12 protein-coding genes are annotated in these 14,256 nt (G+C 63.6%); 2 read left to right on the top strand and 10 right to left on the bottom strand.

All coding sequences use genetic code 11. From position 1 onward, the window contains the following. Together F758_RS0116665 and F758_RS0116660 are read left to right on the top strand one after the other, a co-directional pair. Positions 1–870, top strand: coding sequence for an IclR family transcriptional regulator (locus tag F758_RS0116665; protein WP_084305452.1), 870 nt, complete (start codon positions 1–3; stop codon positions 868–870). Between the two features lie 309 nt (positions 871–1,179). After that, complete coding sequence (locus tag F758_RS0116660; protein ID WP_024508925.1) at positions 1,180–1,554, top strand: winged helix-turn-helix domain-containing protein; 375 nt, start codon at positions 1,180–1,182, stop codon at positions 1,552–1,554. Positions 1,555–1,667: 113 nt separating this feature from the next. On the opposite strand, the gene F758_RS0116655 is transcribed toward F758_RS0116660, so the two are convergent. From F758_RS0116655 to F758_RS0116610, 10 genes are all read right to left on the bottom strand, one after another. Continuing rightward, the gene (locus F758_RS0116655) at positions 1,668–2,999 is read right to left on the bottom strand and encodes an MFS transporter (RefSeq protein WP_024508924.1); all 1,332 of its coding nucleotides are present in this window, start codon (positions 2,997–2,999) and stop codon (positions 1,668–1,670) included. A 70-nt stretch (positions 3,000–3,069) separates the two neighbouring features. Next, positions 3,070–3,876 (bottom strand): enoyl-CoA hydratase/isomerase family protein, encoded by an 807-nt coding sequence (locus F758_RS0116650; protein ID WP_024508923.1) that lies wholly within the window; start codon positions 3,874–3,876, stop codon positions 3,070–3,072. Between the two features lie 32 nt (positions 3,877–3,908). Then, positions 3,909–5,453, bottom strand: coding sequence for an AMP-binding protein (locus F758_RS0116645; protein ID WP_024508922.1), 1,545 nt, complete (start codon positions 5,451–5,453; stop codon positions 3,909–3,911). Beyond that, the gene (locus tag F758_RS0116640; protein WP_024508921.1) at positions 5,446–5,964 is read right to left on the bottom strand and encodes a (2Fe-2S)-binding protein; all 519 of its coding nucleotides are present in this window, start codon (positions 5,962–5,964) and stop codon (positions 5,446–5,448) included. The genes F758_RS0116645 and F758_RS0116640 overlap by 8 nt, the downstream gene beginning before the upstream one ends. Beyond that, the gene (locus F758_RS0116635) at positions 5,961–6,776 is read right to left on the bottom strand and encodes an FAD binding domain-containing protein (protein ID WP_024508920.1); all 816 of its coding nucleotides are present in this window, start codon (positions 6,774–6,776) and stop codon (positions 5,961–5,963) included. The genes F758_RS0116640 and F758_RS0116635 overlap by 4 nt, the downstream gene beginning before the upstream one ends. Then, positions 6,773–9,787 carry a xanthine dehydrogenase family protein molybdopterin-binding subunit gene (locus tag F758_RS0116630; protein ID WP_024508919.1) on the bottom strand — a complete coding sequence of 1,005 codons (3,015 nt, stop codon included), beginning with the start codon at positions 9,785–9,787 and terminating at the stop codon, positions 6,773–6,775. The genes F758_RS0116635 and F758_RS0116630 overlap by 4 nt, the downstream gene beginning before the upstream one ends. Positions 9,788–9,916: 129 nt before the next feature. Then, positions 9,917–10,759, bottom strand: coding sequence for an AraC family transcriptional regulator (locus F758_RS0116625; protein ID WP_024508918.1), 843 nt, complete (start codon positions 10,757–10,759; stop codon positions 9,917–9,919). 94 nt (positions 10,760–10,853) lie between these two features. Continuing rightward, on the bottom strand, positions 10,854–12,638 hold the full coding sequence (locus F758_RS0116620) for a thiamine pyrophosphate-binding protein (protein WP_084305450.1): 1,785 nt from the start codon (positions 12,636–12,638) through the stop codon (positions 10,854–10,856). After that, the gene (locus F758_RS0116615; RefSeq protein WP_024508916.1) at positions 12,635–13,402 is read right to left on the bottom strand and encodes an ABC transporter permease; all 768 of its coding nucleotides are present in this window, start codon (positions 13,400–13,402) and stop codon (positions 12,635–12,637) included. The genes F758_RS0116620 and F758_RS0116615 overlap by 4 nt, the downstream gene beginning before the upstream one ends. Next, positions 13,399–14,238, bottom strand: a complete 840-nt coding sequence (locus F758_RS0116610) for an ABC transporter ATP-binding protein (RefSeq protein ID WP_024508915.1) — start codon at positions 14,236–14,238, stop codon at positions 13,399–13,401. Before F758_RS0116610 ends, F758_RS0116615 begins: the two co-directional genes overlap by 4 nt. Between the last annotated feature and the right edge of the window lie 18 nt (positions 14,239–14,256).

The raw sequence follows: 14,256 nt of genomic DNA, 5'->3' as shown, positions 1-14,256 counted from the left end.
GTGTCATCAAACGTTATACCTTGTCAACAACGGAAGAACGTGAGCTTACCTCTCTGGCGCGTTGTTTCACATATTGGACTTATTGGGATTGTTGTGGCGGACGACGACACCAGGCCAACCGGGACCCAGAGCATTGGACGCGCGGCCGCTGTACTCCGCGCGCTGGCGTTGCGCAGCCAGTCGGGAGCACGCATGGCCGACATCGCGCGCGAGACCGGGCTTGAACGCCCCACCGCCCACCGCATTCTTCAGGGCTTGATTGCGGAAGGCATGGCGAGCCAGAACGAGGCGACGCGCCGCTATCATCTCGGCTCGTTCATCTATGAACTCGGACTGCTCGCAGAGCCGCGATTTCATCTGCGGGAGATGGCGCGGCCGGCAATTGATTTGCTGGCAGATCAGACCGGCGACACAGTCTTTGCCGCCGTACGCGGCGGCAACGATGCATTGTGTGTCGAGCGCAAGGCCGGCAACTTTCCTATCAAGGCCTTCACGGTCGAGGTCGGCAGCAGGCTTCCCTTAGGGATCGGCTGCGGCGGCGTCGCCATGCTCGCTGCCCTGCCCAAGGAAGAAGCCGAGAGCATTCTCGCATACAACGCTCCGCGTCTCTCGGCGTATGGCGACATCACGGCGAGCGAGCTCGCCGAGCTCGTCGCAGCGGCGCGCACTCGCGGCTATGCGGTCAATCCGCGTCGTGCGCCGGGCATCGCCGCTATCGGCATGGCCGTGCGTCGGGCGGATGGCGGTCTCGCCGGCTCGATCAGCATTGCCGCGATCGAAAGTCGGCTGCCGCCAGATCGCATCGAAAAGATCGCGCGTCTGCTACGGACCGAGATTCGCAAGGTCGAGAAGATGCTCTGCTCGTCCTGAGTAGCTGCCCAGTCGAGGATGCCGCCGCCGTGAAGCTCAATGGCGGGTAGCCACTTTCCGTGCTCCGAGGCTCGCGGCAGCGCGCTCGAGATGCGGTCGCTCCCTCCGGGCAATTCGGCAAATTCAAACCTGAAGAGTCTTGTCACCCGTTCTTTGACAGCTCGCTCAAGCTGATCGTCGGTCGCACCACGGTCAGCCTGAACCAAGGCCATCTGGGCAAGGCACACGCCTAGGGATATCGCGCCAGCTCTTCTTGTTAGCGCAAGCCTTCGGTGGCAATCTGGCTGCCGGACTGACGAGCAAACATTTATGTCAAAGCCAGACGCCAGATCGCTTCCGCACTTGAGCCTTCGCATCGATCTCGATGCCGAGGAGCGGATCGGGCCGGGCAAAATCCAGCTACTAGAGCATATCCGCGACTTCGGCTCGATCTCGGCTGCGGGCCGCGCGATGGACATGTCCTACAAGCGCGCCTGGGATCTGGTCGAAGAGATCAACCGCATTTGCGGACACGCCGCGGTCGCCCGCCAGACCGGCGGCAAGAATGGCGGCGGCGCAAAGCTCACCCCGTTCGGCGCTTCGCTGGTCGCGCGTTACCGCAAGATCGAGCGCGATGCCGCACGCGCCGTCCGGAAGGAATTGCAGGCGCTACGGACTGATATCGGACGCTCGCGCAAAGCCTGACCTTACTGCCCGGCCGGCAAGGCAATGAGCCGGAACTGCGCTGCGTTGGCGCTCCGATCCGCAACAGCGCGGGCCGCGTCTTCGCGGCCATGAGCGTGTGCCGCCGCTTGTCCTCACTTGAAGTGGCCCTTGGTTTCGGGGATCACGATTGCCCCGATCAGGTAGATCGCAAACACCCCGACCGAGAAGATAGCAAGCGATGTCGGAATCTGCGCGGCACCGGCACTTATCAGCGAAACGACGGTCGGCATCATTCCACCGAGCGCAAATCCAATATTCCAGGACAGCCCCGTGCCGCTCGCGCGCAACGCCGTCGGGAAGCGCTCGTTCAGGAAGATCAGCACCGGTGCGTAGCCGGCGTTGCCGATGAAGGCGATCGCCAGCGCATAGAGCGTGACCTCCGTGATGTCCTTCGTCGCGGCAAGGCCGAGATAGCACAGCGGAAGCAGCACGGCTGCAGCTACGCCGATCAGGAGAAAGGTTCTTTTCCGTCCGATCTTGTCGCTCAGCGAGCCGATCAGAACCGCCGAGAAGAACGCCGAGATGCTGGCGCCCATCAAAATCAGCGACGAGGTCTGGTTCGGCACCGCGTTGATGACCTTGAGGAAACTTGGAAGATACCCGGAGGTCAGATAATAGCCCGCCCCTCCGCCGAACGTGATCAGGAGGTTGAGTAGCAAGACCTTGCGATACTCTCCTGAAAATATTTCTTTGACCGGAGCCTTCGACAATTCTGCCTTGTGTGTCTTCTGTTGCCGCTTCAGCTCCTTGAAATAAGGCGATTCCTCGAGGTTCTTGAAGATGAACCAGCCGAGCAAGGAGCTCAGCAGGCCGGAGAAGAACATAAAGCGCCAGCCCCATTGCGCGAAGGCTTCACCGGGAAAGATCGAGGACGTGATCAGGAACACCAACGACGCCAGCAGCGCGCCGATCCCCGCGCCACCGCCACCGACGAGGCCGGACATCGCGCCCCGCCAATGTGCCGGAACGGATTCCGTGCCGATGGTATGGGTCGAGGCCACCACGCCGCCGACGAAGACGCCCTGCACCAGACGCAGCATCAGGAACACGATTGGCGCGACCACACCGACCTGGGCAATCGTCGGTAGCACACCAAATCCGGCGGTGCTGATACCAACGCCGAAGATCGCGACCAGCATGGCGCGCTTGCGTCCGTGCACGTCGGCATAGTGGCCGAACACGGCTGATCCGAGCGGCCGCATCAAGAGCGTGACGGCGAATGATCCATACACCGCGGCCAGCGACAATGCCGTATTGCTCGATGGAAAGAACAGTGCGCCGACGACCGGCGCGACATAAAGCAGAATGAACAAATCAAAAAGATCGAGCGCCCAGCCAAGCACCGAGGCAATGATCGCGTTGACCATCTGTTGATTGCCCGCCGACGTTCGCATGGTCGCGACCGGCACATCCATCTCAGCCAATTTACCCTCCCCGCTTGATGATTGCCGCGGCGGCCGACTGCCGTCCGCGGCGTTGCTAGACGTCTTGTCGTCAGCGTCCGACGAATTTGGGCGCCCGCTTGGCGTTGAAGGCTTCGACGCCTTCCTTGAAATCCTCCGACTGACGGAGCCGGCTGTAGCAGTGCCCCTCGAGCTCGATCGCGATCGCTAGCGTCGAGTCCTCGGTGTCGTTGAGGAGCTTCTTCGCGGTGCGCTGCGCCAATGGCGAGAAGGTGCGCAGCTCATCGACCAGGCGGTCCGTCGCCTTCTCGAGCTCGGCATCCGGCACGCACTCGGTCGCGATCCCCCATTCCAGCGCCTGCTTTGCCGAGATCCGCTTGGACCGCATCACGATGTCCTTGGTGCGGGTGATACCGACCATTTTCTGCAGCCGTGCCGATCCTCCCGAGCCCGGGATCTGTCCAAGCTTCTGTTCCGGCAAGGCGTATTGCGTCGTGTCCGAGGCGATGCGGAAATCGCAGGCGAGCGAGAGTTCGAAGCCGACCCCGAAGCAATAGCCGCGATTGGACGCGATCACCGGCTTGGCGCAACGCGCGGGTGCCGCGATGTTCCAGGCCAGTTTCGACACATGCTCGGGGCTCGCCTCCATGAAGCCGCCGATATTGCCGCCGCTGGAGAAATGCTCGCCCTCAGCCCGCAGCACGATGACGCGAACGCGCGGATCTTCATCGAGCGTCTCGAAGGTCAGCCTTAGTTGATCGCGCTGCGGCATCGAGACGACGTTGTAGGGTGGCCGGCCGAGGATGATATCGGCGCGCTCATGCGCCTCGTCGATCTCGACCCTGAACCCATCGAGCTTGGCGAGGCGAGGGTCTGCGAAAGTGTACGGTGACGGCATGTAGTTGCTTCCTTCTGTTAAGTGCCGTGTGGTCAGGCGGCGTCCGAGGGAGGCCGGTGCTCGGCTTCGTATTCCCCAGCGACAAGCAGGCGCCGCAGCAGCTTGCCGACCGGCGACTTGGGAATGGCATCGACAAAGACGTAGCGGCGCGGACGCTTGAAATTGGCAAGACCGGATGTGCGGCAAAACTGCTCGAGCTCCGCCTCGGTAACGGGTCGGTTACGCTTGACAAAGGCAGCGACGATCTTGCCCCACTTCTCGTCGGCGAGTCCGACCACCGCGATTTCAGAGACCGCCGGATGCAGTGAGAGGCAGCTTTCGATTTCGACCGGCGAGACATTCTCACCGCCGGTGATGATCATGTCGTCGACGCGGCCGGTAACGAACAGGTCGCCGTCGGAATCGATGAACCCGGTATCGCCGGTAAAATACCAGCCCTCACGCAGCGCCTTGGCATCTGCCTCGGGCCGTCGCCAATAGCCCTCGAAGGCTTCGTCGCCGGCAAGCGAGGCAATGATCTCGCCCTCTTCGCCCGGAGCGGCAAGTTCGAGCACCGAGCGAGCATTGGTCCGCACCACCTTGATGTGCTGATTGATGCCGGCCTTGCCGGCTGAGCCGGGTTTGGCCGGCGCGTTCTGATCGATCGTGAATGTGTAGATCTCGGAGCTGCCGTAATGATTGACGAACAGCTCGGGCTTGAACACGTCGTTCAACTTCCTGAGCAAGGCGTCCGTCATCGAGGCACCGGCAAAGCCGAGCTTCCGCACGCTCGATACGTCGGTCGCTGCAAACGCCTTGTGGTGAACGAGGTCGTGGTAGAGCGTCGGCACCAGATAGAGATTGCTGATCTTCTCGTCTTCGATAAGGGCCAGCGCCTGGCGGCTGTCGTAGCGCGGTAGGCAGACGAAGGCGCCGCCGATCAGCGACATCGCGAGCAAGGAGCGCACACCCATGGTGTGATAGAGCGGCATCACGCCGAGCGTGCGCTCGTTGCGACCGTAGAGGTTTTGCGCGACATGGGCGATCGCCGCCGCGCGCTCGGCGCGATGACGGCGCGGCACGCCTTTTGGCCTCGATGTCGTGCCCGAGGTGTAGAGCATGATCGACCATGCATCGGCGCCGACCCGAGGCTGGGCATCGACGGCGCTGCCCTCCGCCATCTCAGCGAAAGCCAGATCTCCGTCGGCATTCATGCCGACCGCAATGCGTCGCAAGGCGGCCGCACGCGCGGAGTTTCTTACGGCGCCGGCGGAGACCTCCTGATAGAAGACAGCGCAGGCTTCGGCATCCTCGATACAGAAATCGAGCTCGTCAGGCTTGGCGCGCCAGTTGATCGGGGTGATGACGAGTCCCGCAAGCTGACAAGCCCAGTGCAGCGTCGCAGCCTCCCAGCGGTTCTGCAGCACGGTAAGGACGTGATCGCCGGGCTTCAGCCCGATGCGATCGAACGAGGCCACGAGTGACGATATCCTGCCGTACCATTGGCGGTAAGTCAGGCGAAGCGCGCCGTCGACGATTGCAAGCGCATCCGGATCGCGCGCGACGCTTGCAACAAAACTGCTGCCGAGATCAAGCATCTGACTTCTCTTCGCTGGTGGTGGCGAGCTCGGCGGCTGCTTCCAGCGCCGCCTTTACGATCGGGGTGTAGCCGGTGCAGCGGCAGAGATGACCGCTCAGGAGATCGCGGATATCAGCTTCGCTTGGCATCGGATGCCGGCGCAGATAGTGGTCGAGCGACATCAGGATGCCGGCGGTGCAGAAGCCGCACTGCAGCGCGTGGTTACGGCGGAACGCCTGTTGCAGGATGCCAAGCCGGTCTGGCGATGGGGCTAGTCCCTCGACGGTTTGAAGCTCGCAGCCATCGGCCTGCACCGCAAGCGTCAGGCATGAACGCGTCAGCATGCCGTCGACAATCACCGTGCAGGCGCCGCAAACCCCGTGCTCGCAGCCGACGTGGGTGCCGGTCGCGCCAATCTGCTGGCGCAGGAAGTCGGACAGCAGCGTGCGCGGCTCGGCCTCGGCTTCAACCGGCTTGCCGTTCAGCTTGAAGCGAACCGGATGACGGCGATCAGAGCCGAGACGTGTCATTGCAGCACCTCGCGCACCAGATCGCGGCCGATGATCCGGACCAGATCGCGCCGATAGCGCGCGGTCGCGTGCACGTCGTCCCGCGCATCGAGCTCGTAGGCAAAGCCGTTCAGTGCGTCGTCGAGCGCGCTTCCCTCCAGGCGCGGCAAGTCCCGCGCCATCGGGACATCGGCGACGCCGCCAACGGCAAAGCGGATACCTTTCGAGGTCGCAACCGCCGCACAAGCCACGATGGCGAAATCGCCGTGACGGCGGGCCACCTCGCGGAACGCACATTTGCCGCGCCCCTGAGCGGGAAAGGATACGGCCTCGATGAGTTCGTCCTCTGCCCGTGCGGTAGCCATCATGCCAAGAAAGAACTCGTTTGCGGCAACCCGTCGACGCCGCCGCGCATTGCGCAGGTGCACCTCGCCGCCGAGCGCGATCAGCGCGAGCGGCATCTCCGCGCTGGGGTCAGCGTGTGCGAGCGAACCGCAAATCGTGCCGCGGCTGCGTGTCTGGACGTGGCCTACCCACGGCAACGCCAGCGCAAGCAGCGGCTGTGTTCGCGCCAATTCGGGCCACGCGAGCAAGGCGGCCTGGCGCACGCCGGCGCCGATCGTCACCATCCCCGCCTGCTCCTCGATGCGGTTGAGCTCCTTCAGCCGCATGATGTCGATCAGCAGTCTTGGCTTTGCGAGCCGCATGTTGAGCATCGCCATCAGCGACTGGCCGCCAGCAAGCACGCGGGCATTGCCGCCCTCGTTCAAAAGTCCCTCAAGAACTTCATCGACGGATTCGGCCCGGACATAGTCGAAGGCGGCTGGTTTCATCGTCGCCCTCCGAGCAAGCTCGCGAGTTTGCCGAGCAGCGCAATGAGCGAGAAGCCGCTTGCGGGCCCTCCGCCGCCGGCCTTGCGCGCAAGCGCGGCGAAGAACTGTCCGATGATCACGCGCGTGGCGCCGTCCAGGAGCCGGCCCCCGATGCTGGCGACCTTCCCGCCGATCGCCGCGTCATAAGCGTAGTGCAGCCGCGTGCCGCCTTTGCCGTCGGGTTCGAGCGTGATGCGTCCCTCAGCGCTGCCGAAGCCGAGCGCGCCCTCCGCCTTCCCGCGCAGGGTAACCGTACGTGGCGGGTCAAGATCGAACAACTGGACATCGGCACGATAGCGGCCGGTGACCGGACCGATACCGAGCGTCACGTCGGCGCGGAAATGTGTGTCGGAGACCTTGTCGACGCGCTGGCATCCGGGGATCACGGCCTGCAATGTCCCGACATCGAGCAGCATCGTCCAGACCTGCTCCGGCGCCCCGTTGACGGACGCACTGCCCTCGCCGTGCAGCCGACGGTCTCCTTCGCGTGCGGGCGCCGCCTTCGGTTGCCCGGCGGGCGGTTCGGGCTCCGGACCACGCACCAATGCAGCGAGCTTCGCCGGCACCAGCGGCAATGTCACGTCAGCGAGCCTCAGAGCATCGGCAACCGCGTTGGCGATGCACACCGGTGTGGACATGCAGTTGCCTTCGCCGACGCCCTTTGCCCCGAGCGGGGTGAAGGGTGACGGCGTCTCCATGTGGACGATCTGCGGCTCGGGGACTTCGGCCGTCGTCGGCAGCAGATAGTCGGCAAACGTCCCGGTCAGGAAACTGCCGTCGGCGGCATAGGCGTACTCTTCGTAGAGCGCCGCGCCCAGCGCCTGCGCAAAGCCGCCGCGGATCTGTCCGTTCACCATGCCCGGATGCAGAATTGTGCCGCAATCATGCATGGTCACGTAGCGATCGATACGGACTTCGAACGTCGTGCGATCGATCTCGACGCCGCAGAAATCGAAGATAAAGCCATGGCAGAGGGAGGAATTGATGCGATCCTCATCATCGGGCGCGGTCAGCTCCGGCGGCGTCCAGAACACGGTTTCGCGGATGGTCTGGCCGGCATCGTCGGGCAAGGAGCCAGGCGACCAATGGCTCAACGCAGCGATGCGTGAGAAGGCAATCCTGTTCTCCGGATTGCGCTTCGAGGCCACGAGACCGTCGCCGAATACGACATCGCCCGGCTCGACATTTAGCTGGCTGGCGGCGACCCGCGCGAGACGAGCGGCAATGCGTTCGGCCGCCAGTTTCGCGGTGCCGGCCACAGCGGCGGCAAACCGGCTCGCATAATTTCCGGAGGCGATTGACCAGGCATCCTTGGTGGTGTCGATCTCGGTGTTGACGCGCACGTCCTGCGGCTTGAGGCCGAATACGTCGGCCACCACCTGCGACAACACAGTGCGATGGCCCTGCCCTTGCGGCACGGATGCGACGTGAACCGTTACGCTGCCGACCGGGTCGAGCGTGACCGTTGCAGTTGCCTGCGCGCCATTCTTCGGTCCCGCCTTCCGCCGCTCGGCAGCCGTGAGAACAGTGGTGATGTAGCCCATGTTGGAGACGCTGGGCTCGACGACAGCGGTAAAGCCGATCCCATAAAGGCGGCCTTGCGCGCGCGCTTCATCGCGTCGTGTCCTGAGTTCCGCGAGTCGCCCCTGCTCGACACCTCTGGCGATCGCCTCCTGATAGTTGCCGGAATCCAAGAGCGCGCCGGTCGCCGTGCGATAGGGAAACGCGTTGGCCGGAACGAGATTGCGCTTGATGACGTCGAACGGATCAAGGCGCAGCCCGATCGCGATCCGCTGCACCAGGCGCTCGAGCGCGAAATAGACTTGCGGTCCGCCGAACCCGCGGTTGAGCCCGGTCGGCGTCTTGTTGGTGACGACGACGCGGTTGCGCACCCTCACATGGCGAATGTCATAGGCACCGGTGAGATTGCCGTGCATGCGGTATAGCGTTGCCGGCTCGGGCGCGCGCAGATGCGCGCCGCAATCCTCGACTTGATCCCAATCAAGCGCGAGGATCTTGCCGTCGGCGGCGACGGCGGCCGACAGCGTCGTCGCGCGGTTGGTCGCCGAGACCGAGGCCGTCAGATGCTCCAGCCTGTCCTCGATCCACTTCACGGGTCGTCCGACGGCACGCGACGCCGCGCCGATCAGCACGATGTACGGAAACACGCCCTGCTTCACGCCAAAGCTGCCGCCGGAAGCCGGCGGCGTGCGCAGCCGCAGACGGTTGCCGGGTACTTTCAGTGCGCGAGAGATCACGGTGTGAATGCTGAATGGCCCCTGGAAATTGGCGAGGATGTCGTAGGCATCCTCAGCCGCATCGTGCGAGGCGATCACGCCATAGGTCTCGATCGGCGTGCAGGAATTGCGTGGATATCGGATGTCGATCGAGAAGCGATGCGCGGCTTCGCCAAATGCGAGGTCGGGATTGCCGTAGGAGAAGCGGCGATCGCTGGCGAGGTTACCGGGGAAGCCTTCGTGCAGGACAGGCGCATCGGCCGCAAGCGCCGCCAGGGGATCGACCACGGCGGCGCGCGGCCGATATTCGACGTTGATCAGCTCGATGGCATCTTCCGCTCGAGCGCGGTCAGTCGCGACGACGACCGCGACCGGTTCACCAACGTAGCGCACGCGATCGATCGCGATCGGCCAGCATTCGACCGGTGCCTTCACGCCAACGACGAGGCTCGACGTCAGCGCCTTGACCTGCTCGCCTGTGAGGACAGCCGCAACGCCCGGCGCGCGCCGGGCCGCCTCCGCGTCGACAGAAACAATGTCGGCATGGGCATGCGGGGAGCGCAGGATCGCAGCATGCAGCGTGCCGGGCGGCGTGCCGAGATCGTCGATGAAGCGCCCGCGGCCGGTGAGCAGTGCGGCATCCTCGACGCGCTCGATCGAGCGGCCTACCCAAGGCCGGACTTCAGCCCTGTTCTGATCGACAGATGATGCGGATCGAACCGCGGTCTCCGGCATTCCGACACTTCTCCCCGTCGCGCTCTCCGACGCGACATGGAGCAGTTGTCAGAATGTCGGCCACACGGACCATGCCGCCCGATCTCACGACCTACCAAATCGTCTCATTCGGCAGTGTGCACCGCAATATCAACTGGCAAGGCGCGAGACGTTGCGAAATTCGCGCGGGCTGACTCCGGCATGATCACGAAAGAAGCGGGTAAAATGTGCGGGCTCGGGAAAGCCGAAGCGCTCACTGAGATCCGCGACCGACGTGTCCTGGTGGATCACGGCATCGAGCGCCCGCTCCATGCGCACCACGTTCAGATAGATCTTCGGCGAAACCCCGAGCGAGGATTCAAACAGGCGGAAGAATTGCGCGCGCGACACCCCTGCTCTCTTCGCGTACTGATCGACATTGGCGCCGACGTCCTCCTGTGCGCGCATCGCGTCCGTTGCGCGCCGGATGCGCCAGTCGCAGGTCATCGCATTCATGCCGCGGATCGAATTGGGAAAGCTGCGCCAGGGCGTAAAGCGCTCGATCACCGCGATCATCAGGTCCGAGAGGGTTTGCTCATGGGCGCGCACACAGCCCGGATGCGCCATCATCTCGGTGGCAAGCCGCATCGTAAGCTGGCGGATCCGCGGCGAGACCTCACCGGAAGGCTGATCGAAGAAGCCCGGCGCGCCGCTCGCGGCCCAACCGGGCCGAAACTCCTTCAACCATTGCGGTTCGATATAAAGCGCGAGAATGAGGGTTCGCGGCCGCGCGGGATCGTGAACGTAGGCGTGCGGCTTCCAGCCGTCGACGAGGACAGCGCTGGTATCCGTCAGCGGATAGACGCGATCTCCCACCAGGAACTGAGTATCGGCACCTTCGACCTTCAGCAGGACATGGCAATGCGGATGCGCGTGGCGCACCAACGAACGATCCATGTCCAGCAGCGCGACCCGGCCGAAGGCGCCATGAGCGATGCGCAGAGCTGTCGACATCCAGGCCTCCCTTCAGACGTCGTTGTTGTTGCTTCCTTTCCGGTCAGCATAGGTCGGATGATCTGTCAATGCGAGAGGCGTCGGCGGTAAGCCATTATGGTTGTGGAGCAACATCGCGCGCGGCCAGCCCACGTTCGCGCAATTGCGTGAGCGTTGCGGTGGGCGTGATCGCTTCCGGATCGATCCTGAGCTCCAGCACGGCGGGCTTACGCTCTTTGTCGGCGAAGGCCATGGCCCGCTCAAACGCCGTGGCAAAGTCATCGGTCTTAAGGACCAACTCGCCATAGCCGCCAAAGGCGCGCGCGAGCGCCACAAAGTCCGGATTGTCTAGCGCCGTCACATGCACCCGTCCGGGATATTCCTTCTCCTGATGCATGCGGATCGAGCCGTACATGCCGTTGTTGACGACAATGACGATGACGCCAAGGCCATGCCGGACCGCGGTGGCAAGTTCGTTGGCGCTCATCAAGAAGCAGCCGTCACCGGCAAAACAGACAGCGATGCGCTCGGGATGAACCAGCTTCGCGGCGATCGCCGCCGGCAGGCCATAGCCCATTGCCCCCGAGGTCGGCGCGAGTTGAGTCCTGAAGCCGCCATAGCGGTGAAATTTGTGTACCCAGATGGCGTAGTTGCCGGCACCATTCGAAATGATGGTGTTCGCAGGCAGCACCTCGCGCAGACGGACCATCACCCGGCCAAGATCGACCGGACCGGGCATCGATCCGGGTGTTTGGTCGGCAACGAACTCGGCGCGCCCTGCCGCGACCCAGGCCTGCCGTCGCGCTTTCCAGTTTGACTCCGATCCTGCGTCCGGCCGTAGTTGCGCGAGAGCTGCGGCGAATTCCGGCATGCCGGCGTTGATCGGGAGATCGGCTTGATAGACACGGCCGAGCTCGTTCGGATCGGCGTGCACATGAACGAACGGCTGGGCCGGCCGCGGCACCTCGAACAAGTCATATCCTGATGTCGTCGTCTCGCCGAGGCGACCGCCGATCGCGAGGATGAGATCTGCGCTGCGAATACGCCGAACCAGCGTCGCGCTCGGACCGAGCCCGGCGTGGCCGATGTAGTTTGGGTGGCGATTATCGAAGATATCCTGCCGTCGGAAGCCCGCAACAACGGGCAGATCGAACGTCTCGACGAACGCCTTGAGATCCGCGCAGGCACGCGCATTCCATCCCCCGCCGCCGACAATGACAAGCGGCCGCTCGGCACGCTCTATCATCTCAACAAGGCGCGAGAGCTGATCAGCGCTCGGATGTGCCGCGGAGCGCTGATAGGGGCCGGCATCCGCGACCACGACCTCTTGAGCCAGCATGTCCTCCGGCAGCGAAACCACGACGGGACCCGGCCGTCCCGAGACCGCGACATGAAAGGCACGGCTGACCAATTCCGGGATGCGCTCGGCGCGGTCGATCTCGACGACCCACTTGGCCAGCCCACCGAACATCTGGCGGAAATCGACTTCCTGCCACGCTTCGCGCCCCAGCATGCCACGGGCAACTTGTCCGATGAACAGGATCATCGGCGTCGAATCCTGCGAGGCCGTATGAACGCCGATCGCCGCGTGGCTCGCGCCCGGCCCTCTCGTCACGAAGCAAATGCCCGGCAGGCCGGTCAGCTTTCCATAGGCCTCGGCCATGTGCGCCACGCCAGCCTCATGACGCGCGACAATGGTCCGGATCGCATTGGCGGCTCCCGCCAGCGCATCGATTGCGGCCAAAAAGCTTTCCCCCGGCAGACAGAACACCGTGTCCACGCCATGAATCTTCAGCGTATCGATAAGGATTTCGCCGCCGCTGCGCGGGCCTGAGGTCGTCAACGTCGTTTCTCGTTCATCTGACGATGGCTTGAGCGAAAAGAGCCGGCCAGCGGTCATGCCCTGCCCTTCCAGGGAATGAGGCGATGTTCGATCTCGTCAAGCACGACGGAGAACAGGAAGCCAAGCACTGCGATCACTAAAAGACCGACATACATCGTGTCGACGGTAAGCACCTGCCAGGCATTCCAGATCATGTAGCCGATGCCGTCATTTGCGGCGACCATCTCCGAGATCGCGATCAGGATCAGCCCCATGCCGACCGCCAATTTGACGCCGGCCATGATCGAGGGCAGCGCTCCAGGCAAGGCGATGGTTCGAAACACCTGCCACCGACTGGCCCGGTAGTTATGGCCGACGTCGAGATAGATCTTGTCGATATTGGCGACACCGACAACCGTATTGATGATGATCGGATAGAACGCGCCCAATGCGACCATGACCACCTTCGACATTTCGCCGAGGCCGAAGATCAGCAGGACGAGCGGGAGAATGGCGCTCTTCGGTATCGGATAGGTGGCGGAGATCAACGGATCGATCGCTGCCCGCAGCGGTCGCGATACGCCCATGGCAAGGCCAAGGAACAGCGCGGGCAGACCGCCGAGCAGCATGCCGAGCCCAAGGCGCTTAAGACTTGCCAGGATATTGGTGCCAAGCTCGCCGGAGGCGATCAACGCAGCAAACTGGTGAACGATAGCCGACGGCGGCGGAAAGAAGCGGGCGTCGAGAAGTCTGAAATGTGCGGCGAGCTCCCAGAGCCCCAGCAACACGACGGGAGTGGCGATTCCGACCAGCCGGTCGCGGCCCTTGACCTCAGCGCTCATGCCTTCTCTCCTTCCGCATTCTGCCGCGCGCGCTGCACCTCCTCGCGCAATTGCTCCCAGATGTGGAACACGAGATCGCCATAGGCCGGCTTTTGCCGGAGCTCCAGCACGTTGCGCGGACGCGGAAACGGCACATCGAGCACCGCCTTGGCGCGCCCGGGATTGGCCGTCATGATCATGATCCGATCGCCGAGCGTCACTGCTTCGTCCACACTGTGGGTGATGAACACGACCGTCTTCTTGGTCGCCTCCCAGATCCGCAGCAGTTCTTCGTGGAGCAGCAGCTTGTTCTGTTCATCCAGCGCCGAGAACGGCTCGTCCATGAACAGGATCTCCGGATCGTTGGCAAAGGCCCGCACGATCGAGACGCGCTGCCGCATGCCGCCCGATAGCTGGTTGGGATAGCGGTCGCGGAACCGCCACAAGCCGATCCGCTCGAGCCACGAGCGAACGGCGTCGGAGACCTGCGCCTCGGGAACGCGCCGCATGCGCAAGCCGTAGGCGGCGTTGTCGAATACCGTCATCCAGGGGAAGAGCGAGTCGCCCTGGAAGATCATCGAGTTGACCGGCCGCTTCTCATCGGTCCTGTTGACGGCGACCGTGCCTGCGCTCTGCGTGTCCAGTCCGGCCAGGATGCGCAGCAGTGTGGTTTTGCCACAACCGCTCGGGCCGACGATCACGAAAAACTGCCCCTGCGGAATGTCGATGGTAATGCCGTCGAGGGCAACGAAGCCTGAGGTTCCGAAATACTTGCTGACACCAGAGAGCGAAAGCTGCGGTCTCGACGGCACCAGCTCCGGCCGTCCCTGCTTGTTCAACACGCTCGCAATAGCCATGACGTATCCTCGCGCGTT

Source organism: Bradyrhizobium sp. ARR65 (assembly GCF_000472385.1).
Lineage (GTDB): Bacteria > Pseudomonadota > Alphaproteobacteria > Rhizobiales > Xanthobacteraceae > Bradyrhizobium.
This window is presented reverse-complemented; position numbering and strand designations above follow the sequence as displayed.